Origin of the sequence: Ruminococcus sp. NK3A76 (assembly GCF_000686125.1) — a bacterium.
Lineage (GTDB): Bacteria > Bacillota > Clostridia > Oscillospirales > Ruminococcaceae > NK3A76.
Genome location: NZ_JMMA01000002.1, coordinates 2,660,117 through 2,682,892 on the forward strand (window position 1 = coordinate 2,660,117; position 22,776 = coordinate 2,682,892).

20 protein-coding genes and 1 pseudogene are annotated in these 22,776 nt (G+C 46.1%); 3 read left to right on the forward strand and 18 right to left on the reverse strand.

Annotation, left to right across the window (positions count from 1 at the left end; translation table 11 throughout):
* Positions 1-177: 177 nt before the first annotated feature.
* The 3 genes from CD05_RS0112410 to CD05_RS19930 all read left to right on the forward strand — a co-directional run bounded on the left by CD05_RS0112410 (position 178) and on the right by CD05_RS19930 (position 4,218).
* Positions 178-1,662: an L-fucose/L-arabinose isomerase family protein gene (locus CD05_RS0112410; protein ID WP_028510762.1), complete on the forward strand. Its 1,485-nt coding sequence runs from the start codon at positions 178-180 to the stop codon at positions 1,660-1,662.
* Positions 1,663-1,848: 186 nt separating this feature from the next.
* A complete protein-coding gene (locus tag CD05_RS0112415; RefSeq protein WP_028510763.1) occupies positions 1,849-3,054 on the forward strand; it encodes a fibronectin type III domain-containing protein in 1,206 nt (401 codons plus the stop codon).
* Between the two features lie 126 nt (positions 3,055-3,180).
* Entirely contained in the window at positions 3,181-4,218 is a 1,038-nt protein-coding gene (locus CD05_RS19930) for a PIN domain-containing protein (RefSeq protein WP_051588996.1), read from the forward strand.
* Between the two features lie 517 nt (positions 4,219-4,735).
* On the opposite strand, the gene CD05_RS0112430 is transcribed toward CD05_RS19930, so the two are convergent.
* The 18 genes and pseudogenes from CD05_RS0112430 to CD05_RS0112505 form a co-directional block, all read right to left on the reverse strand.
* Complete coding sequence (locus CD05_RS0112430) at positions 4,736-5,590, reverse strand: IS3 family transposase (RefSeq protein WP_242841261.1); 855 nt, start codon at positions 5,588-5,590, stop codon at positions 4,736-4,738.
* A gap of 5 nt (positions 5,591-5,595) precedes the next feature.
* The gene (locus tag CD05_RS0112435; protein WP_028509370.1) at positions 5,596-5,898 is read right to left on the reverse strand and encodes a helix-turn-helix domain-containing protein; all 303 of its coding nucleotides are present in this window, start codon (positions 5,896-5,898) and stop codon (positions 5,596-5,598) included.
* Between the two features lie 207 nt (positions 5,899-6,105).
* Entirely contained in the window at positions 6,106-8,400 is a 2,295-nt protein-coding gene (locus CD05_RS0112440; RefSeq protein WP_028510765.1) for a transglutaminase domain-containing protein, read from the reverse strand.
* Positions 8,401-8,476: 76 nt separating this feature from the next.
* Complete coding sequence (locus CD05_RS0112445) at positions 8,477-8,848, reverse strand: four helix bundle protein (RefSeq protein ID WP_028510766.1); 372 nt, start codon at positions 8,846-8,848, stop codon at positions 8,477-8,479.
* Positions 8,849-8,932: 84 nt separating this feature from the next.
* A complete protein-coding gene (locus CD05_RS0112450) occupies positions 8,933-10,078 on the reverse strand; it encodes a DUF58 domain-containing protein (RefSeq protein ID WP_028510767.1) in 1,146 nt (381 codons plus the stop codon).
* Between the two features lie 585 nt (positions 10,079-10,663).
* Complete coding sequence (locus CD05_RS0112455; RefSeq protein WP_028510768.1) at positions 10,664-11,590, reverse strand: MoxR family ATPase; 927 nt, start codon at positions 11,588-11,590, stop codon at positions 10,664-10,666.
* Positions 11,591-11,781: 191 nt separating this feature from the next.
* Positions 11,782-12,402: a hypothetical protein gene (locus tag CD05_RS0112460; protein WP_028510769.1), complete on the reverse strand. Its 621-nt coding sequence runs from the start codon at positions 12,400-12,402 to the stop codon at positions 11,782-11,784.
* Between the two features lie 76 nt (positions 12,403-12,478).
* Positions 12,479-13,405, reverse strand: coding sequence for a hypothetical protein (locus CD05_RS0112465; RefSeq protein WP_028510770.1), 927 nt, complete (start codon positions 13,403-13,405; stop codon positions 12,479-12,481).
* Complete coding sequence (gene bcp / locus CD05_RS0112470) at positions 13,392-13,847, reverse strand: thioredoxin-dependent thiol peroxidase (protein WP_028510771.1); 456 nt, start codon at positions 13,845-13,847, stop codon at positions 13,392-13,394. Before bcp ends, CD05_RS0112465 begins: the two co-directional genes overlap by 14 nt.
* A 465-nt stretch (positions 13,848-14,312) precedes the next feature.
* Positions 14,313-15,152 (reverse strand): IS3 family transposase, encoded by an 840-nt coding sequence (locus CD05_RS0112475; protein ID WP_028510669.1) that lies wholly within the window; start codon positions 15,150-15,152, stop codon positions 14,313-14,315.
* 20 nt (positions 15,153-15,172) lie between these two features.
* The gene (locus tag CD05_RS0112480) at positions 15,173-15,475 is read right to left on the reverse strand and encodes a helix-turn-helix domain-containing protein (RefSeq protein WP_028509370.1); all 303 of its coding nucleotides are present in this window, start codon (positions 15,473-15,475) and stop codon (positions 15,173-15,175) included.
* A 252-nt stretch (positions 15,476-15,727) separates the two neighbouring features.
* The gene (locus CD05_RS20935) at positions 15,728-16,150 is read right to left on the reverse strand and encodes a hypothetical protein (protein ID WP_051588997.1); all 423 of its coding nucleotides are present in this window, start codon (positions 16,148-16,150) and stop codon (positions 15,728-15,730) included.
* 455 nt (positions 16,151-16,605) lie between these two features.
* Positions 16,606-16,968 (reverse strand): recombinase family protein, encoded by a 363-nt coding sequence (locus CD05_RS21175; RefSeq protein ID WP_242841302.1) that lies wholly within the window; start codon positions 16,966-16,968, stop codon positions 16,606-16,608.
* Positions 16,966-17,373 (reverse strand): annotated as a pseudogene (locus CD05_RS20945) (recombinase family protein); the annotation flags it as partial. The gene CD05_RS21175 and the pseudogene CD05_RS20945, both read right to left, overlap by 3 nt.
* A gap of 171 nt (positions 17,374-17,544) precedes the next feature.
* Positions 17,545-20,631 (reverse strand): leucine-rich repeat protein, encoded by a 3,087-nt coding sequence (locus tag CD05_RS18585; protein WP_037322999.1) that lies wholly within the window; start codon positions 20,629-20,631, stop codon positions 17,545-17,547.
* A 108-nt stretch (positions 20,632-20,739) separates the two neighbouring features.
* Positions 20,740-20,967: a hypothetical protein gene (locus CD05_RS0112495; protein ID WP_028510772.1), complete on the reverse strand. Its 228-nt coding sequence runs from the start codon at positions 20,965-20,967 to the stop codon at positions 20,740-20,742.
* 205 nt (positions 20,968-21,172) lie between these two features.
* Positions 21,173-22,360: a 23S rRNA (uracil(1939)-C(5))-methyltransferase RlmD gene (rlmD, locus tag CD05_RS0112500; protein WP_028510773.1), complete on the reverse strand. Its 1,188-nt coding sequence runs from the start codon at positions 22,358-22,360 to the stop codon at positions 21,173-21,175.
* A gap of 4 nt (positions 22,361-22,364) precedes the next feature.
* Entirely contained in the window at positions 22,365-22,763 is a 399-nt protein-coding gene (locus CD05_RS0112505) for a DUF3795 domain-containing protein (RefSeq protein WP_028510774.1), read from the reverse strand.
* Positions 22,764-22,776: the final 13 nt, after the last annotated feature.

Consider the following 22,776-nt stretch of genomic DNA (forward strand, 5'->3'; position numbering starts at 1 on the left):
ATGCACAAATCGTTTCCAAGGTGTTTATTTATTCTGTTGACTATTAGCGAAAAATCCTATATTTATGCACATATTTCTTAAAATTACAGCACAAAAAGTCCTTGAATTAGTTCGTACAATATGGTATAATACTAATACAAGTTATATGTACAACTTTTATGAAGGAGTGTTAATACTATGAAAAATATCCCTGTTATCAAGGTAGGCATAGTTGCAGTATCAAGAGACTGCTTCCCCATGTCGCTTTCCGAATCAAGAAGAAAGGCCTGCGCTGAGGAATACCGTGCAAAGTACGGCGAGATTTTTGAAGCCCCCACCGTTGTCGAGAACGAGCTCGACATGAAAAAGGCTCTTGAAGAAGTAAAGGCTGCCGGCGTTAATGCGCTTGTAGTTTATCTTGGCAACTTCGGTCCTGAGACAAGCGAGACTCTGCTTGCAAAATACTTCGACGGCCCTGTTATGTTCGTAGCTGCTGCCGAGGACGAGTGCGGCCCGTCGCTGTGCGATTCAAGAGGCGACGCTTACTGCGGTATGCTAAATGCAAGCTACAACTTAGCTCTGCGTGGCATAAAGGCTTACATCCCCGAGTATCCTGTAGGCACAGCACCTGAGGTCGCTGACATGATAGCTGAGTTTGTACCCGTTGCAAGGGGCATACTCGGTCTTGCAGGGCTTAAGATAATCACATTCGGCCCCCGTCCGCAGGACTTCCTTGCCTGCAACGCACCGATAAAGCAGCTCTACAACTTAGGTGTTGAGATAGAGGAGAACTCCGAGCTCGACCTATTTGAAGCATACAACAAGCATGGGGACGACCCGAGGATAGCTGATGTCATCAAGGACATGGAAGCTGAGCTCGGCGAGGGCAACAAGATGGCAGGCATTCTCCCCAAGCTCGCACAGTATGAGCTGACACTCCTTGACTGGGCGCAGGCTCACAAGGGAGAGAGAGAGTACATAGCATTTGCAAACAAGTGCTGGCCGGCATTCCAGACACAGTTCGGCTTTGTTCCCTGCTATGTCAACAGCCGTCTGACAGCACAGGGCATACCCGTTGCCTGCGAGGTAGACATCTACGGCGCACTGAGCGAGTACATAGGCACCTGCGTAACAGAGGACGCCGTTACTCTGCTTGACATCAACAACACAGTCCCCGGCGACATCTTCAAGGACGAGATAGAGGGCAAGTTCCCCTACACCCAGAAGGACACATTCATGGGCTTCCACTGCGGCAACACGGCTGCCTGCAAGGTAAACAAGCCTACTATGAAGTATCAGCTCATCATGCACCGTGGTCTTGAGCCCGATGTTGAGCCTGACATCACAAGAGGTACTCTCGAAGGCGACATCAAGCCCGGCGAGATAACCTTCTTCCGTCTACAGTCTACAGCTGATGCAAAGCTGAGGGCTTACGTTGCCGAGGGCGAGGTCCTCCCCGTAGCTACCAGGTCATTCGGCTCTATCGGCATATTTGCCATAAACGAGATGGGCAGGTTCTACCGCCACGTTCTGATAAACGACAACTATCCGCACCACGGCGCAGTTGCATTCTCACACGCAGGCAAGGCTATCCACAGCGTACTCACATACATGGGTGTCGAGAAGGTCAGCTTCAACCAGCCCAAGGGTATGCTCTACCCGACAGAAAATCCGTTTGCGTAAAGCGCAGCGGCTTTGCCGCTGCTAAAAGAAGAAAGAATAAAGAATAAAGAATAAAGAATAATAGAGGTATCGCCTGCGGCGATGATCTAAAGTATCATTGATCGCAGCGATACCTTTTTTATTGACAAGTGTGTGCAAAGAGTGTATAATTATGGTGACATCAGATTTTACGAAAGGCGTGATGATATGAAAACGCAGATAACGGCATTTTTAACGGCAGCAGTTCTTTCCTTCGGCGCTGTACCGGCGGCGGAGACTGTGCTGCCTGACAGCGTACAGACAGGCATCTTTGCAAGTGCGGCTGACAATGCACCGGCAAAGGTAAAAGGCGTCAAGGCATCGTCTGTTACGCAGACGACCGCTTTGCTCAGCTGGAACAGCGTTTCAAAGGCCAAGGGCTACTGCATTTATGTGTATGATGCCAAGGCTAAAAAATACACAAAGGTCACAACAGTCAAAAGCACAGCTGTCAGCTGCAAGCTGATCGGGCTGACACCCGATACCGAGTATAAATACAAGGTGCGTGCCTACAAAAAAGTAAATGACAAGACGGTCTGGGGCACAGCTTCGGAGGCTGCGGCATTTACCACAAAGACCTATGCGCCTGCGCAGGTAAAAAATGTCAAGGCTTCGGCTAAGTCTGCAAGTAAGATCAAACTAAGCTGGGGCAAGGTGACAAACGCCAAAGGCTACCGCATTTACAAATACAACGACAGCACAAAGAAATTTGAAAAGGTGACTACAGTCGGCAGCGGCACGACAAGCTACACGGTATCGGGGCTTTCAAAGGGCAAGAGCTACAAATTCAAGGTGCGTGCATACCGCAAGGTAAGCGGTGTGACCTACTGGGGCAAGCCGAGCGCAGCTGTAAGCGTGACTACCAAAAAGGTCGATGAACAAATGGCTCAGGAGCTGCGCAAAGTGGGTGAGGAAAAGTTTTATGACATAGCTGATTTATATACCGTAATTTCTTCAGATTATAAAAATAATTATCGAAAAAGTGCTATAGTCAAACCTTACTCATTGGAAAATGTCAAGATACTTACAGAAACCGACAACGAGTTTTTCATCTGCGGCAATCTGGTCATCGTTATGAACTGGGACGGTGTAAATGGTATTCACGCAGGCGACAGAACGCATTATATACCTGTTGCCTGCAAAGCATATATATCTGACGGTCAGGTCAAGGTTGATGCTCTTACTACCGAATGGATTTACAATATTGTTTATACAAGCATCAACAAGCCGGTGTCGAACAGTGTAGAGCTTTTATTGAAAGAACCTGCTTCACTTAATAAAGAAATGTTTGATTCTGATTTTTCCTCATTCATTGAAACAGACCATCACGGAAACAACGCTTGGCTCCCTTACCCCCATATCACATCACCGTAATAATATAACACATAACCCCCGAGCAAAACTCGGGGGCGGTTTTGTATCTTCTGCATTATTGACAAACGTGTGATAATCGGTTATAATTTAATCAGACCGCACATCACACATGACAGGAGAGACTTTATGAACACTACATATCTTATAGACCTCGAAAACGTCAACAGCGGCGGCTTTGAGGGCGCAAACATCTTAGATGAGACCGATGAGCTGATAGTTTTCTACAGTGAGAAGGCAGACACGCTGAAAATTCCCACGATAAGGGCGCTGCTCTTTACCAAGGCCGAGATAAAATTCTACAAGAGCAAAAACGGCATCATGAACGCTATGGATTTTGACATAGTGTCGGTGCTGGGCATAGTTTACAACACCGAGAGGAGCTTTGTGATAGTCAGCCGTGACAAGGGCTTTGATGTCGTTGTCGAGCGCTACCGCTCGTTTGGCAAGGCTAATGTCACCAGGCGTGTGAACATCGGCGCTGCAAATCAGCGGCAGGAGCCTGTTCCCGAGCCTGAGCCTACAGCCGAGCCCGAGCCTATAGCAGCAGAGCCCGAGGCGGCACAGACCCCCGAGCCCATGACCGAAACCCCACAGCCCTCCGAGCCCGAGGAGATATCATACTCAGCGCCCGATGTGCCTGAGATAGAGCCTGACAAGTTCGAGGCGGAGATATCAAAGGCTATGGAGCTGACCGCCGAGCAGGCAGCTTCCTCTCAGGCTGAGGAGAAGCAGGCAGAGCCCGGGCAGGCTACAGAGCCGGAGCTATCCGAAATACAGCAGCCCGAGCCGCAGCCGCAGCCCAGAAAGCGTGGCAGGCCGAGAAAGACACCGCAGCCAAACGCCCCCAAAGCGCCTGCGCCCAACGCTCCTGCACCCAAAGCCCCGGTAAAGAAGAAAAAGCCGGCAGCAGCCGAGATGTCAAGGGCACAGAAGGGCATGGTAAATCAGTTTTTAAACAATCTCATGGGTGCCAAGCACAAGCCGCCCTTCACCAAGGACGAGCTGAAAATAATCAGAGAAACAGCCGAGACTGCCAGGAACAAGACGGCGTTCTACAACGCATTAAGAAGCAGGCTTGGCAGCGAGAAAGGCATCGAGCTCTACAAGGAGATAAAAAACGACTACGACAAGATAACGGAATACATCAAAGACATAAAGAAATAGCAAAAGACCATAGCAAAAGACCGCCCTCGGGCGGTCTTTTCTAATGCATAATTAAGAATGCATAATGCTTTTTCAATGCATAATGCATAATGCTTTTTCAATGCATAATGCATAATGCATAATGCATAATTGAGGTGCGCCTGCGGCGCTTATGGCCATTCGGCCGTGTTTATCTGACGGTATTGTTAAAACCGCAGGGCGTGCTACCGAAGGGTCGAGGGGCGACCGGAAAGCCCCTCATGTACCCTCGGAGAGCGAGAGTGCTCCCTTGAAGGCAATCTCCCGGACAAATCAGCTAAAGGGGTAGTCTCTCGCTTTGTTCACGCTACAGGTAGGGGGGCTTTCCGGTCGCCCCCCTGCTCCGGCTTCGCCTTCGCCACCCCCTTCGGGTTCACCCACACACGCTGAGTTGAGGACGAAGAAGACGAAGACAGGCCGAATGGCCATAAGCGCCGTCAGGCGCACCACTGAACCTGTCAAGTTTTCTGCACACATAAAGTTAATAAAACTATTGATATCAGCCAATAGAAAGCTTTTCATTTCTGAGCTCATATGGCGTTTTTAAGCCGTTTGAGCTGTGATAACGATGTGTGTTGTAAAAGCCAAAGACGTATTCAAATATTTTTAGCTCGGCTTCCTTCCTCGTTTTGAACCTACAGCCATGTACACAGGCATTTTTGACCGTTGCCCAGAAGCTTTCCATAGGTGCATTGTCATATGGCACACCGCTTCGAGACATGCTCTGGATCATCTTGTACTTATGAAGCTTGTTTTTGTATGCATTGGAAGCATATTGCACGCCTCGGTCAGAATGGAACAGCAGTCCTTCGCCCGGCTTGTATTTTTTGAATGCCTGATCAAGCGAATCGATCATCAGTTCCTGCGTGTGTTTGCTGCTAAAGCTTAATCCGACACAATCACGTGCACATAGGTCTATTATCCCTGCTGCGTACAGCCAGCCTTCGTCTGTCCATATGTAAGTGCTGTCTCCGCACCACTTTCGGTTTGGCTTATCAGCATTAAAATTGCGGTCAAGAAGATTTTCTGCAACTTGATACTTGTGCCTGCTGTTGGTCGTTGCCCTATATTTTTTGCATTTTTTCGGGTACATATTTCCTTGACGCATCAGCCTTCCGACTTTCCCCTCACTCATCGGGTATCCGGCTTCTTCAAGTGCTTTTTTCATACGCACTCTGCCATACTCCTCATAGCTTTCAGCGAAGATCGTCTGCATTTTCTCTACAAGCTCCAGATCTTCTTTTTCTTTGTTGCTGCGAGGGTTTTCCTTTCGGTCATAATATGATCTTGTACTTATCCCGAGAGTCTGACATACCAGATTGATCGGATATTTATCCAATCCTCTCGCCCGCAAGTCATCTATCTTTTCTTTGACTCTTGCTCTGCCTGATATGCCGCAACTTTTTTTAAGATCTCTACCTGCATCCTGAGCTTTTCGTTTTCTTTCTTCAATCGCCTAAGTTCTGCATCCTGCGGACGCTGTTTCCCACAGCCTACAAATGCATCCTCGCCGTACTTTCTGTACTCTCTGCGCCATGTGTAGATCGTTTGCTCCGGTATTGCGAATTTTTCGGATAACACTTTCACAGATATGTTATCTTTGAAGTGCAGTTCCATGATCTTAAATTTGAATTCCCGACTGTTTTCTCCATGTGTGCTCATTTGAAGCCAACTCCTTTTTTATATTATATCATTATTAACTTCAAATGTGTAGTTTTATTATACAGGTTCACACAACTATTCACTATTCATTCTTCACTATTCACTATTCACTAAGCGTAGCGTTTCCGCCCGAATGGGCATCTGCGGCGTAAGCCGCACCTCACCTGTTACCTGTTACCTGTGACCTGTTACCTGTAAAAAAGCGTTTTATTTCTTCCTGCGCATCTTCGGGTAAAGGGCGGTGTAGGCGGCGAAGGCGGTCTCGAACTGCTCCTCGGTAACGGGCTTTGCGCCGAAGCGGTGCTGCTCGAAAAGGCCTGTCACGGCGGTGAGCGACTCGCCTGTCTTGTCTCGCAGATAGTCGTTTAGCAGCTTCGGGGTGTAGGGCTTAAGGTCGGTCTTGTCCTCGTATTCGAGCAGACGGAAGATGTGGTCGTAAAGGTGGGTGAGCTTGCGGTCAGGTTCAAAGAAGCGCAGCCTGAGCCTGAAAAACAGCTCCCATATCCTGTCAAAGAGTATGATGAACACCAGCACGAAAAGCACGCCCATAACAAGCAGTATCCTGCCGAGATAGCCGAGTATCAGCGTGAGAGTGCTGCTCTCTGCCTGCTCCTGCTGGAACTCCTGGTCGAGATAGTCTGCGACCGTCGGGTCAAAGGTCATCCAGCCGACGTATGGGATAAAGGCTTCAACAAATGCGTGTGCGTGCGAGTCACGGACGATAAGGCGTGTGCTGTCCTCGGGGTCACGCTCGTATGCCACAAAGCCCTCGACGTAGCGAACAGGCACATTCTCCATCATGAGCATAACGCCCATAGCCGATGCAAAGTCTATGCATATGCCCGTCTTGCTCTCAAAGAGGAAGTATGACACGCTCTCGTCCTCGGGGATATATTCAAGATCGTACTCAAAGTCTGCGTCTGTGAAATACTGCTCTATCGCCTTGGCCTTTTCGTAGTCGGACTTGCAGTCCTTGCATATATCGTCAGCAAGCTCCTTGACCTTGTCGTAGTCCTTGAAGCCGTTCTCACGCAGATATTCGGGGTTGAAATGATAGTGCTCGGCCACCATTCCGTAGTAGTCGGGGTAATACTCGCTCATAAACGCTTCAAACTCATAGCCCTCCACAGGCTCGCTGTCCTCGTCCCAAAGGTGCTTGTTGCGCTGCTCTGCCTGTTCTACGGTGTTTTCCGCTTCGTCTATCGTCTTTACAAAGTCACTGAACCTTCCGCCTGCCTTTGCTGCAAAATCCTCGGCCTCGTCCTGGCATTTTACCGAGTAGATATCAACGCTGCCGAGCCTTGAAGCGTTCACCGCAGGCGACACCATATAGTAATCAGACGATATCATCATCGCATAGCGGCCTTCCTCCAGCTCGACCTCAGAATAGAGCGGTGCCGGGATAAAAGGCACGCTGCCGACGCTTTCTTCAAACATTATCGACATATGCGTGGTGTGCTTTTCATACTCGTTCCTGAAGTGCTTTGATGCAACGGGCAGCATATCTTCAAGACCCTTGCTCCTCTCGGCGGCATACAGGTCGGGGAAGGAGACATTTATCGTGCTGTCTATGCTCGTATCGTTTTTGAGATCCCTGCCGGCGTACCAGTCAAGGGCTGTCGGGTCGTAGGCGTTCATAGCACGTCTTCTGAAATATATCGGGTATTCGATATCCTTCATATCGTCGGGGTAGACGTAGAATACCGGCTCGTTTGTATACTTGACACCGTGCATTCTCGTCGAGCTTGCCCTGTCAACGAGCGTGCTCTTTCCGCCGCCGTTTATGCCGGTGAAATTCAAGAACGATGCGTCCTTTTCAAGGCGTGAGGGTGTTGAAAAGTCCGGGAATATCATAGCGAGCGCACCTGTCACCGAGACAAAGAGCGCCACGCTCATGACATAGGCTGTATTGACGACAGTTCCCTTGCCCTGGTCGGGTGCGAGGAAGACACGGTTATGCACGATTATCGCCACAAAGAGCGTGATAAGGATAGTGACGGTGAGGTCGCTCATAACATCATCACGTTTAGCGTAGATAACAAACGGGATAAAGATTATAAGCAGCGTACCGAGGGCACGGTACTGTATCTGCGTAAAATAAAAGAGCACGGAGTTTACAAAAAATCCGCCTGCGACGAAAAGGGCTGCGAAATACGGTGCGGCTATCTTATCGTTATTTTCCGTGCCGATACCGTAGAACCACTGCTGGAAGGATATATTTACCTGCCCTAAATACTCGCCCCGGAAGACGAGCCGCAGCGATGCTGCCGCCACGACTATCAGCAGCACTGTATAGAGCAGTCCGCCGAAGATACGCAGGCTATGCAGTCTGTCAAACAGAAAGAACGCCGACAGAGAAAACAGCGCATACGCCGCCGTCAGCGGTATCTTGAACCCCGGCGCATAGCAGTCGATAAGCACCGACCCGACCGTCGTTGTCAACAGCAGCGGCAGCAGCCAGAGGCATATTCGGTTTTTGAAATAGTTTGCTATGCGGCTCATGGTAACTCCTTTTTTTCAGGTAACAGGTTACAGGTAACAGGTAACAGGTGATGTATCCGCCTTCGGCGGATGGATCTTAAAACGTATCACCTGTAGTGTTCTTATCCTTTAATGACCTTACTGCCGAAATAAGCATTTTGTTTATCTCTCTGCAATCTGCATTGATGCTTTCAAACTGCTCGTTTGTCAGATAATCCGTTTCATAAAGCAGTTCCAGCCAGTATTCAGTCTCAGCGGCTTCCTTCAACGCAATATTCAGCTTAGTAAGAAAATCAGCAGAACTTTGTGCATATTTTCCTTCAGAAAGATTTGCACCTATGCCCGTTCCGCTTCTTAATATCTGTTTGGACATAACATACTCGTTATTGTCCTTCAGAAACTTATATAGTTTTACTATCCTTATTGCAAATCTTTTGCTTTTTTTCAGTATTTTACTATCTTCATTCATATAGTATCACCAATTTTCAAATATCATCGGCGCTTTGCGCCGATACCTTAACTGTTACCTGTTACCTGTAACCTGTTACCTGTATCATAATTTATGAAACTCCATTTCATCATCAACGCCCCACATATTGCCGGTGAGGGGGGCGGCGAGGGAATAGGTGATAAAGCATACGGCATTTTCAGGTACTAAAGATGCGGCGGCGTGGAAAAACGCCGGGGCTCGCTCGTCGGTGAAAACGGTCGCTCCCCTGCCGTCTGAAAAGACCTCGGGAGGTATGCGCTCAGTGCCCTCTGGTACAGCCATTGCACGGGACATGAGCGTTTGCAGGTGCTGTGGGTCGTCCTGTGGAGTGAGCTTTAAATGACACGGCTCGCCGTCGTAGAAATACAGCTCGCATTCATAGCCCGAGCGCATCATCGACAGCGCCACGGCAAAGCAGCTCTGTATTATCCTGTCTCTCGGCACAAAGCCAAAGCCCTGCGGCGATATATCGAGCAAAAACACCCTGCTTGACGAGACAAGCTGTTCATCGAGCCGCACAAGCAGCTCTCCCCTCTTTGACGAGAGCTTCCAGTTGACCTTTTTTAGCGGGTCGCCGGGGATATACTGTCTGTGCTCGTAGCCTGCCGTGCCGTTGAAGATATAGCTCGTAGCGGCGGCTTCCTTTTCCTCGTCGTCGTCGTCCGATTCGGTGTCCACTGCCGAGCGCAGCAGCTCTCTGTCAGGGACTATATCCACGATATCCGGCAGTATGCCGACTTCCAGCCGCTCTGTCCCGACAGGCAGCTCGAGCCGCATAAAGCCGAGGTAATCGCAAAGCAGCACCTTACTTACTTCTATATGCCCCCCACCGCAGCCGACGGCGGTAAGGCTTTTTGAAACTGTCTCCGAGCGCCTGTTGACAAGAGCAAGGCGGATCTTACGCTCGTCCTCGGCAAGCTCTAAGTTATCGGAGGCAGATATTATTATCTCGATAAAGGGTGTCATAAGGCGTGTCGTCTTTGAGACGGTAAGCTCTATCGTTGCCTTATCGCCCTTACTGAAATATCCGAGCCTGCCGCCCTTAAGCTCGACAGATATCTTTTTTCTGCAATAGACATCGAGCATCAGGCTGCCAAAGGCTGCAATAAGCATCACCGTTGCTATCAGCACTCCGCCACGCCCATAAAGGTAATGCGCAAACACGAATGCCAGGCAGACACAGGTGATATATTCGATAATGTTTTTCATAGTTAGTTCCTATCCTAATACAATGCACAATGCATAATGCATAATGCATAATTGAGGTGTGCGGCACAGCCGCACAATATGGCCATTCGGCCGGTATCGCTGCGCTCAGTGAATAATGAAGAGTGAATAGTGAAGAGTGAATAATTGAGGTGCGCCTGACGGCGATTATTGCAAGTTTCGCTTTGCGAAACTTGGCTGTCTGCGCAAGCAGACGAGCCCCATATCGGGCTGTCTTCGTCCTTGTCATCTTCGTCTTCGTCCTCAACTCAGCGTGTGTGGGTGAACCCGAAGGGGGTGGCGCAGGCGAAGCCGGAGCAGGGGGGCGACCGGAAAGCCCCCCTACCGTAGCGTGAGGATAACGAGAGCATTCCCTTGAAGCTATTCTGTAGGAGAGGTTTTCCTTCAAGGCAGCTTTCTCGTCCTCAGGGGGTACACGAGGGGCTTTCCGGTCGCCCCTCGACCCTTCGGCTGCATATCCTACGATTTAGCTGAAATCGTCCGACAAACACGCCCGAATGGGCATACGTCGCCGTGAGGCGACACCACAACTGTTACCTGTTAACTGTTAACTGAAATAGCCGCAGGCTATTTCGGTGCCGGAACTGTCATCAGTACGGCTTCAAGGGCGGCTTCGGAGGTCGGGAACTGGCTCTTGCCTTTGGGGGAGAGGATAAGCCTGTGGGCAAGACAATCCTTTGCAAGATATCTTACATCATCAGGTGTCACAAACTCACGCCCGAGGGTGAACGCAAAGGCCTTTGCTGCCTTGACAAGGGCAATGCTGCCTCTCGGCGATACGCCAAGGCGTATGAGAGGACTGTTTCTTGTGGCGTTTACTATGTTTACGATGTACTGCCTTACCGGGTCTGCGACATATATCTTTCCTGCGGCCTCGGTCAGCTGCATAACGTCTGCTGTGTCCATTACAGCGTCTATCCTTGCGGCACTCATGCCGGCCTCTGCGTGGGAGACTATCTCCAGCTCCTGCGCAGGATCGGGGTAGCCTATTGATATCTTCATGATGAATCTGTCCATCTGCGCCTCGGGAAGATGATATGTGCCGTAGGTCTCTACAGGGTTCTGCGTTGCGAGCGTCATAAAGGGCTCGGGCAGCCTGTAGGTCTTGCCGTCGATGGATATCTGGTGCTCCTCCATGACCTCTAACAGCGATGACTGCGACTTAGGGCTTGCACGGTTTATCTCGTCTGCGAGCAGGAAATTGCACATGGCAGCGCCCTCCTTGTAAACAAGCTCGTGGGTGTGCTGGTCTACCATTGAAAAGCCCACGATGTCAGAGGGCATTATGTCAGGGGTGAGCTGAATGCGGTTGTACTTGCCGTTTACGCTCCTTGCAAGGGCAGAAACGAGCTGCGTCTTGCCTACACCGGGCACGTCCTCTATGAGTATATGTCCTCCGCACAGCATAGCTGATACGACCTTGACTATGACCTCACGCTTGCCAACTATGACCTTTTCTATGTTGCCGATAAGTGCGTCTATTTTTTCATTCATCTTGATCCCTCCGGGAATGGGTTTTGGGTCTTCGGATATATTATATGGTTATCCCTTAAGCCGGTAAGTCCTCGTTTGGCTGTGTACATTCGTACACGCTGTTTTTTAATGATGTGCTGAATATATGACCATAATACATTATAACACGCCGGATATCCCTGTGTCAATCAAGGCGGCAGCTTGCAGCAGCTCTAAATTTTAATATACTGGCATCTGGGATAGCCGAAGTTATTATTATCTGCGAAAAAGAAACCTGTAAATACCATTGAATGCCCTGCCGCTTCAAGACATTCATCTGAGAAATAGTCGGGAAGATCCACATAGACATATGTCAGGTCGTCGTAATCATGCCGTGTGCGAACAGTATACCGGCAGGGATATTTAAGGATTTTCTCGACCTCTCTGTAGCCCTCTATGCTCATGAATTTCTCGATATCCGGATCCGACAGGTCTCTTTCGGGGGCATCGCTTCTGAGAATGGGCTGGTAGTAATCAAAATTGTTGATTATGCATTCGTAGAGGTCTCCCTCATAGGTCATCGTTCCGCTGCTGCCGCCGCTTATGTGGATATGGTATTTTGCATTTTTATCACCGTTCGGGTAATAATCGCCCTCTGAAAGAGAAGGCTCGGTATAGTCACTGCTGTGCGTGCAGGTCACGGGCTCGCCGTTTTCGGCTGCTTTTTTATAGTTTTCATAAGCCGGGGCAAGAGTTACCGTTTCGGTCTGAGCTTTGCTTTCAGATCTTGCTGCACAGCCCCCCAGTAAGAGAGAGCCGGCAATACACAGTGTGAATAACAGTTTATTTTTCATAGTCACCGCTTCCTTTCCAAAGAATATGATACCACTCATTTCTTAACAGAAAGCGGAGATTTTTCTTAAAAAAACCTTAAGGTATATCGTTTGCGCCGACTATATCAACACCGCAGGCAAGCAGCTTTGATGCACGCTCTTTGTCATCAACTGTGAAAACGTAGGATATCAGCCCGCTGCCCTCTAAAAGCCCGTAGTTGTCCACCGTGCAGTATTCATCAGAGCAGCTGTAGGACTGTATGCCCTGCGACTTGCAGTAATCTGCAAAATCCTGCGCTGTGAAGTCATCATTTATCATCTCGTCCGAGTAGTAGAGGTTTAAGATAGGAAAGTCGTATACGTCCTTGACAGCCCTTATCATGTCCTGCGTGTGGCCGCCGGCTATTATGTGCGAGAGTACGAGCTCGTCATAGCCGCAGGCCTCGCACATGGCGGTGTATACGGCCTTTGTGCTGTCGTAGTCCTGCGCCCACACGTCTGCGAGCACGAAGATGTCGGGGTGCGCCTTGATAAAACACCCGAGCATCGCAAAGTCAAGCGGCTGATACCTCCCCTGTATCCTCCACGACATGAATTCATCGTGGGTAGGGTAATAGTCCTCGCCAGTCTTTTTGTATTTATCGGGGTAATACTCCTCGCCAATGCGTTTTAGGTAGTCATTTTTCGCAAAGCCGTGAACGAGCACCGCCTGCCCGTCAGAGGTCAGGTGGATATCCGCTTCAAAGAGCCTTGCACCGCCCTCGTAGCTTCGCCACAGCGCATCGAGCGAGTTTGTGTAGATATGCCCGTCGATGCTGCCAAGGGCGTGTGCGCAGCGGTCTGTAGCGTCTATAAGTGCAAGGTAATCATCAAGCGCTTTGTCTCTTACAGATCTTTCGCTCGTACAGGCCTGCACCGTTTCAGGCTCGCTCTGCGATATATCCGATGAGCTGTCTGCGTTTGCGCATGAAACAAGGCAGCAGGAGAGCATCACGGCGGCAAGTATGCGTTTACGAAAGTGCATCGAGCATATCAGCAGGGTTATCTGCCGCCTTGACCTTAGTCATGGCCTTTATTATCACTCCCTGCTCGTCTATCAGGTATGTCGTGCGGATAACGCCCATAGACACCTTACCGGCTGTCTTTTTCTCGCCCCATGCGCCGTACATTTCCGTTATCTTATGGTCGGGGTCGCAAAGCAGCGGAAAAGGCAGGCTGTATTTCTCCTCGAACCTCTTATGCGATGCCGCACTGTCTCTCGACACGCCGAGGACAACTGCGCCCTTTTCCAGAAACTGCGGATACCTCTCAGCAAAGCCGCACGCCTGCTTAGTACAGCCCGAGGTATTATCCTTCGGGTAGAAATAGAGTATCACCTTTTTGCCCTGATACTGCGAGAGCGTATGCTCATCACCGTTTTGGTCTTGCAATGTAAAATCGGGGGCTTTTGTGTTTATCTCAAGCATATTTTGTCCTCCTTTATTTCAGGTAACGGGCTCTTGTCAGGTAACAGGTTACAGGTAACAGGTAACAGGTATGGTGCGCCTGCGGCGCAGATGCCCATTCGGGCGTGTCAGTCGGACGGTTTCAGCTAAGTCGCAGGATTTGCACCCGAAGGGGGTGAGCGGCAGCTTCGCTGACGCAGGGGGGCGACCGGAAAGCCCCCCTATCCGTAGCGTAGGGATAGTGAGAGACTACCCCTTTAGCTTAATTGTGGGAGCAGCTTTCCTTCAAGGGTACGCTCTCGTCCTCATAGGGTACACCGAGGGGCTTTCCGGTCGCCCCTCGACCCTTCGGAATGTCAAGCCCTACGATTAAACTATAGTCGCACGACCAACAGGCCGAATGGCCATAATCGCCGTCAGGCGCTCCTCAACTATTCTGAACCTGTCAAGTTTTCTGCACACATAAAGTTAATAAAACTATTGATATCAGCCAATAGAAAGCTTTTCATTTCTGAGCTCATATGGCGTTTTTAAGCCGTTTGAGCTGTGATAACGATGTGTGTTGTAAAAGCCAAAGACGTATTCAAATATTTTTAGCTCGGCTTCCTTCCTCGTTTTGAACCTACAGCCATGTACACAGGCATTTTTGACCGTTGCCCAGAAGCTTTCCATAGGTGCATTGTCATATGGCACACCGCTTCGAGACATACTTTGGATCATCTTGTACTTATGAAGCTTGTTTTTGTATGCATTGGAAGCATATTGCACGCCTCGGTCAGAATGGAACAGCAGTCCTTCGCCCGGCTTGTATTTTTTGAATGCCTGATCAAGCGAATCGATCATCAGTTCCTGCGTGTGTTTGCTGCTAAAGCTTAATCCGACACAATCACGTGCACATAGGTCTATTATCCCTGCTGCGTACAGCCAGCCTTCGTCTGTCCATATGTAAGTGCTGTCTCCGCACCACTTTCGGTTTGGCTTATCAGCATTAAAATTGCGGTCAAGAAGATTTTCTGCAACTTGATACTTGTGCCTGCTGTTGGTCGTTGCCCTATATTTTTTGCATTTTTTCGGGTACATATTTCCTTGACGCATCAGCCTTCCGACTTTCCCCTCACTCATCGGGTATCCGGCTTCTTCAAGTGCTTTTTTCATACGCACTCTGCCATACTCCTCATAGCTTTCAGCGAAGATCGTCTGCATTTTCTCTACAAGCTCCAGATCTTCTTTTTCTTTGTTGCTGCGAGGGTTTTCCTTTCGGTCATAATATGATCTTGTACTTATCCCGAGAGTCTGACATACCAGATTGATCGGATATTTATCCAATCCTCTCGCCCGCAAGTCATCTATCTTTTCTTTGACTCTTGCTCTGCCTGATATGCCGCAACTTTTTTTAGGATCTCTACCTGCATCCTGAGCTTTTCGTTTTCTTTCTTCAATCGCCTAAGTTCTGCATCCTGCGGACGCTGTTTCCCACAGCCTACAAATGCATCCTCGCCGTACTTTCTGTACTCTCTGCGCCATGTGTAGATCGTTTGCTCCGGTATTGCGAATTTTTCGGATAACACTTTCACAGATATGTTATCTTTGAAGTGCAGTTCCATGATCTTAAATTTGAATTCCCGACTGTTTTCTCCATGTGTGCTCATTTGAAGCCAACTCCTTTTTTTATATTATATCATTATTAACTTCAAATGTGTAGTTTTATTATACAGGTTCAATTCACTATTCACTATTCACTATTCATTATTCACTGAGCGAAGCGTTTCCGCCCGAATGGGCATAAGCGGCGTAAGCCGCACCTCAACTGTTACCTGTTACCTGTTACCTGTTACCTGACAAGAGCCTGTTACCTGTTACCTGTTAACTATCACATGGCTTTCGTCAGCAAAGCTATCGTCTCAATGTGCATTGTCGTTATAATAGGAACACAAGGAATCTGTGTCGTCATTACATATGATTCCCTCTATATTCTCATTCATAGTATAACGCAAAACCCCGTCTTTGTCAACTTTTACGACCATATCCGTACAAAGATTATCAATATTAAGCTCAGAGTGAAGTGCTTTCGGATCATCAATGCCGTCTGATCTTACTCCGCCTATTACTATCCTGTCTATTATATAATTAAATAGCTCTTCGTTGAAGCAGTCAGCTTTCCCCTCACTAATCATTTTACCGATTTGAGAGCCTGCTTTGCATTTTATTTCTTCTTTGTTTGACATTGAAACGAGTTCATCAAGCAGTTTCTGTGCAGATTTTACTTCTTTATCAATTTCATTGAGACGTGAATTGTACTCCTTTTCTGTTATTGTGTCTTCCAAAAGCAAATCAAACAGTTTTGCTTTCTTTTTCTTTTTTATCTCAACGTTTTTTCGGCATTGGATGATCTGTTCCTCAATTTTCCCTTTATTCTTGCTTGATTGTTTAAGCAGCTCATTCAGCTTGCCGTTTGACAGATAGAAAATACTGTCAGTATCGTCTATCAGGTTTTTGATTACATTTACAACAGATTGCTTGATATAATCTTCTTCAATCGGTTTGCTTTGAGGACAATTCGCTTTACCCAGTTTGCATTTTGTGGTACAGTTCCAGACTACTTTCTCATATTTAGTCCCTGCATGTATTTTTCTTCTGACGTATTTTTTACCGCAGTATGCACAAATCAGTTTTGATGTAAAAACACTAAACTGATAGTCTTTTGTTGTTCCTCTTTTTCGTCCGTCAGCATATGATAAGCACCTGTTCTCCGTAATGGCTTGTGCTTTCTCCCAATCTTCTAATGAAATAATAGCCTCATGATGGTCTTCAATTCTATAACTTCTGGCTTCTCCGTTGTTATTTTTCTTTCGTGACTGATAGGATTAACGGTATATGTTTTTCCTTGAACAAACAAACCTGTGTACTTTTCGTTTTTTATGATACCAAGTACAGTTGATGTGTTCCAAACTTCATTTCCTCTTTTGGTCTTTGCACCCATGCTCTGAAGTTCTTTGGCGATTCTTGATCCGCCTATTCCATCTAAATATCGGCTGAAAATATATCTCACTGTCTCAGCTTCATCTTCATTTATTACTAACTGGTTATCGACGACATCATACCCCAAAGGTGCTGCCTGACCAACAAATTCACCCTTCTCCATTTTCTTCTGCAAAGTCCAGTTAACATGACTGCTTGTGTTCTCTACTTCCATTTGAGCAACCGCACCTAAAATTGTCAGCATTAAAGATCCTGTTGTATCTAATAAGCGTAATCCGTTTTCTTCAAAAACTACATCAACACCATGGTTTTTCAGCTTCTCACAATAATGAAGAAGGTCGGCGACATTTCTTGAAAAACGTGAGATACTCTTTGTGAAGATCACATCAATATGCCCCTGCTCTGCCATTCTTATCATTCTTTGAAAACTCGGTCTATTGTCAGTTGTTCCGCTGATTGCTTCATCAGCAAATACTCCAACAAAAATATAATCATCATTATTATCTAACATCTTTTTATAATACTTTTGCTGATTTGTAAAAGAGTCTTTTTGCTCATCTGAATTAGTGCTGACTCTTACCTCCCTTCGCTTTTATATTATCCCATAAAACCTGAAAAGTCAAGAACTTTGGTAAATTCTGTCGGCAAGATCTCCTTATTGCATAAATTAGAATATATGTTCGTTACACTCCCCCTTACAAATAAATACACTTTGCACAAATAATTAAAGCGGCAGTTATTACACCGCCGCTAAAATCATATTAATAGCTATTATTCTATTATACTTGATCTTCTTAACAGCCGACCATCCGCTGTAATACTTAGTGCCGTTTACCGTCTTGTATGAGCGAACTCTTACATAATAAGTCTTGCCCTTAGTGAGCTTGCTTATTGTCTTAGATGTCGCTGTCGAGCTTGCAGTCTTGGTGGTTGCCTTTGTGAACTTAGCACTTGTCGAGTAGGATATCTGATATCCCGTCACGCCCGATACCTTGCTGTAAGTTGCCTTAAGCTGTTTGGTTTTGGGCGATGTCACGCTCTTCAAGGTGGTCTTCTTGGGATTTATTTTGAATGTGGCCTTGACTGTACCTGAATAATTACCCTTGCCTGTGATAGTCACAGTCGCCGTGCCGACTGCCTTGTTGCTCTTGTAGCTTACGGTGTAGTCTGTGCCTGCTTTTAAGGTCTTGCTGCCGAGCTTGACTACGGGTGTATGTGTTATCGCTTTGCCTGTGTAGGTCTTGTTTGATAGACCGCTTACTGTGGCTTTAGCTATGCTTGCACGAGTAATAGTAAAACTCTTGCTCACAGAGCCGGTGTAATTGCCCTTGCCTGTGATAGTCACAGTCGCCGTGCCGACTGCCTTGTTGCTCTTGTAGCTTACGGTGTAGTCTGTGCCTGCTTTTAAGGTCTTGCTGCCGAGCTTGACTACGGGGGTCTGAGCTATCGCCTTGCCGGTGTAGTATTTGTTTGATAGACCGCTTACTGTGGCTTTAGCTATGCTTGCACGAGTAATAGTAAAACTCTTGCTCACAGAGCCGGTGTAATTGCCCTTGCCTGTGATAGTGACCTTGCCTGTGCCTGCATTTATGTTGCTGTTGTATGATACTGTATAGTCTGTTCCGTTAACAAGTGTTACAGAACCATTCTTTATAGTAACATTAGGCTTTATAACAGAGCCTGTATAGATGAAACTGCTTGCTGAAAGTGTTACTGAACAATTAGCAATAGGAGTTATAATTTCAGGTTCAGGATCGGGTTTGGTAATTACAGGCTCAGTTGTTTCAGACTCGGTTGCTTTAGTGATAGTAAAATTAACAGATACAGAACCGGTATAATTATTCTTACCGGTAACAGTAACTTTAGCTGTACCTGCATTTACGTTATTTGAATAAGATACATTATATCCGGTTGCAGGAATAGCTGTACTTCCTATCTTAACTGTAACTGTGGGTTTCTTAGCATTTCCGTCATACTTATAACTGTTCTGAGATAGGGTTATTGTGGTTGTACTAAGATCTTTCTTATTAATTGTAAATGTCTTGGAAATAGTTCCAGTATAATTACCTTTACCTGTAATAGTAACAGCTGCCGTGCCTGCATTTATGTTGTTACTGTAAGATACTGTGTAGTCAGTTCGATTTTTGAGTGTAGTAGAACCATTCTTTACTGTGACTGTAGGAGTTTTAGCCGCTCCGTCATAAGTATAAGAAGTAGTTCCAAAAGTTGCAGTACAGGTAGAAATATTAGTTATAGCAGGAGTATATTTGATTGCTACAGATGTATCTACACTACCAGTATAATTACCTTTACCAGTAATAGTTATATCTAATATTCTATTATTAAAACGTGTTCCATTCATTGATATAGTATAATCAGTACCGGCAACAAGATTTATTGTTTTAAAATATGTAGTATTTGTAAGCTTTATTCCAGACTCTAATGTGGGAGTTGTAGTAGAACCATTATAACTATAATATCCGTCTACAGTATTTGATATATTATCATTTACTTTAATAGAAGCATCAGTTAAAGATCTCTTAGAGATATTAAAAGTCTTAGTAACAGTACCATTATAATCACCTATACCAGTAACTGTAACTTTAGCAGTACCTGCATTTATGTTATTGCTGTAGCTTACTGTATAATCGACATTTTCTTTAAGTGTAGAATTATTAAAAGTAACTGTAACTTCAGGCTTGATCTCATAGCCCCTATAAACATAACTTGAATAAGTAAGCTCTACATTATCATTAGTTAAAGTACCGATTACACCCTTATTTATGTCAATAAAAAGAATATCATACTTATTAGCAAATTCTTCTGCATAACTTCCAGGTACACCATAAATTTTTTTATTGCTTAGTGCTTTCCAACTTATTCCTATTTCATCATTAATATAAGTTACAGATTTAGGAATACAAATATTAGTAAACCAACAACCTAAAGATCCATCTGTTATTGTAGTAATATTATCTGGAATAGTAAGAGTATCTACTTTGTTGTAATCATATTTATATACGAGCTCATTTTTATTTTTAATAATGCAGCCATTAGCTACTGTATAAACAGTGTTCTTAGGATCAATGATTACATTTTTAAGTGCTGAACAACCATCAAATGCTAAAGGCTCTATATAAGTTACTGTAGACGGAATATAAATAGTTTCAAGCTTTGTTAGATCTCTAAATGCATGATTTTCAATAGTAGTTATACCTTCAGATATTTTAACAGTTTTAAGATTAAACTTTTGACGAGTTATATCAGGTATATCAACATCATATGCTGAACTGCTAAATCCACGACTAATATAAGTAATATCTACTAATTCATTTTTACTATTTAGTGCTTTACTTGGTATAGTTAATGTTTCAGGGAAGTTATCAATATATTTCCAAATTCCAGTATCACCATTACCGTGAGTAGTTAATATCCAAAGATCAGATTCTTCTAATATCTGATTTATCTGACCGTCTACTTTATAATACTTACCATCTAATATTGCCATATTACACACATGACCGTTAGTAGCAGTAGTTTCAAAAGGATGTAGTGCCCAACACTGTATACCAGCTTCAGTTGCTAATTCATATACTGCACTTGTATGACATATACAACTATATTCATGATAATTATCATGAACATATTGGCTAATAGCTTTCATTTTCTGATATTCTGTCATATTATCAGTGATTATAGTACTAAGCACTTGAGCTTCATCTTCAACCATATCAGTCTGAAACATATCTACTTTTGCAGAAGCAGTAATAGGTTTAGTGGCTAAGATAAAACCAAGTGTTAATATGAAAGTTACTATTTTTTTCATGGTTTATTCCTCCTGAATTTGTCTCTAAGTTATGTTTATCTATTATATATTATATCATGAAATTTCACTTTTGTAAATAGTTTGTTAAAAAATATCGCTTCCGTTTTTTTATATATGACGGTCAAATACCATAAATACTGAATACAGTATTTTTGTCAAGTTGCTTCTTGTCGTTGAATTGATGTTCTCTGTTCCTGCCGACTGCACTACTATCATCAAGTGAATACAGCTTTGACGAGCAAGCACACTCAGATTTTTGACAACTCGCTCCAATTCCTCTTTGCCTGCACACCACCCATTGAAATCGAACACCTGAAACATACTTAGTTTTTTCATACAAAAACTCCTTTCATAAAAAAATGAGAGGCCAACTTTCGTCAGCCTCAGAATTGATGATATTATAATAATTTCCCTCCAAGTATAACGGGCGTATGACACAAGTTGATATATGCATCTACATACCCGATTATCTCCTTTTGCTCATAATAAGAATGACTTCCGTTCGGTCTGTATCGCATATACGGATATGCAATTTCTGACCTTAAAATCTCAAGTCTGCGTTCCTCTGCTTCCTTTGTAAACACACTATACACTCCACATGCCTCGTGTGCGGAAACATATCAACAGGCTGTATCTTCTCTGCTTTGTAGCCCTGCTGCTTTAAGAGATATAAGTCTCTGCTGAGCGTTTCGGGGTTGCAGGATATGTAGACTACCTGCTTTGGTGCGAGAGAGCCGAGGCTCTCTATAAAACGCCTGTCAGCACCGGCTCTCGGCGGGTCCATGATGACGGCACTTATCTTCATTCCCTGCTTGGCAAGATGCAGCATATATTTTCCTGCATCGCCGCAGATAAATTCTGCATTGCTGATGCCGTTTGCGGCGGCGTTGCGCCTGGCGTCCTCAATAGCCGAGGGGGTCTTCTCAACGCCTGTGACGTGAGCGGCTTTGCCTGCGCAGATAAGGCCTATAGTCCCCGTGCCGCAGTAGGCATCGAGCAGCGTGTCCGTGTCATCATCAAGCATATCACGGGCGGCTGAATACAGCACCTCGGTCTGCATGGGGTTTACCTGCATAAAGCTGCCGGCGCTAATGCCGAACTTAAGTCCGCACAGTTCGTCGGTGATAAAGCCCTGCCCCTTTAAAATATGCTCGCTCTCGCCTATGGTCAGCGGAAGGGGATTTTTGCACTCGTTGTGTACTATCGTTGTTATGTCGGGGTATTTTTTTGATATCTCATCTGCCAGTGCGGCTGTGTTTTTAAAGGTGCGTGGTGAAGTGACTATGCAAAGGAGTATCTCCCCTGTTTTGCAGCCCTTTCTAAGCATCACATGGCGTATACAGCCCTTGCCTGTGTTATAGTCAAACGGCTGCATCTTAAATTTGTCAAATATCGGTGCTAACCCAAACGCTATCTCGCAAAGGCGCTTGTCTTCGAGCATACAGTCATGCACAGGCACGCAGCCCCTGCTGCCGGATTTGAATATGCCTGCTATCAGCCTGCCGTTGGCGGCCTTTCTGTACACCCTCGTCACCTTGCAGCGGTAGCGGTAGGGCTTGTCCATGGTTATTATCCTGCTCACTCTGCCAAAGCGTGAGAGCTTGTGTCTGACTGCCTGCTGCTTGCGCTGCGTCTGCTCATCAATGCTAAGGTCATAGCTGCACCCTCCGCAGCTTTTGAACTTCCTGCAGCTAAGGCGGCCGTCTTTTGTCAGTATATTGTTTTTCATTGTGTTACCTTTGCCCGTTTAGTATATAGTTTATAAGCTCCTCTATGTCGTCAAAGCCGTCATAGTCACCTGTGATGCCCTCACGGTGATAGACGATGCCGTTTTTCTCGTTGCGCTCCAGGCAGTCGAGCAGACGGTCTTTTCCGTAGCGGTGAGCAAATTCCGAGAAGGCTCTCGGCTTTATCTTTTCAGCAAAAAGCCCCTTGCGGCAGTCTTTTGGCTCGCACTCACAGCAGCCTGTCAGACCCTTTTCTATCACGCACTTTCTCACCTCGCACCGATCTTTGTCCTTGCACCACGAAAGCTCCAAAAAGCCGTCACGCTTGCAGCCCTTGCACTCCTTGTTCTCAGAGCAAAGGCAGCAGGCAAGGCCGCACCTTGCTATACCAAGCTCACGTTTCACAGCATTCCCTCCC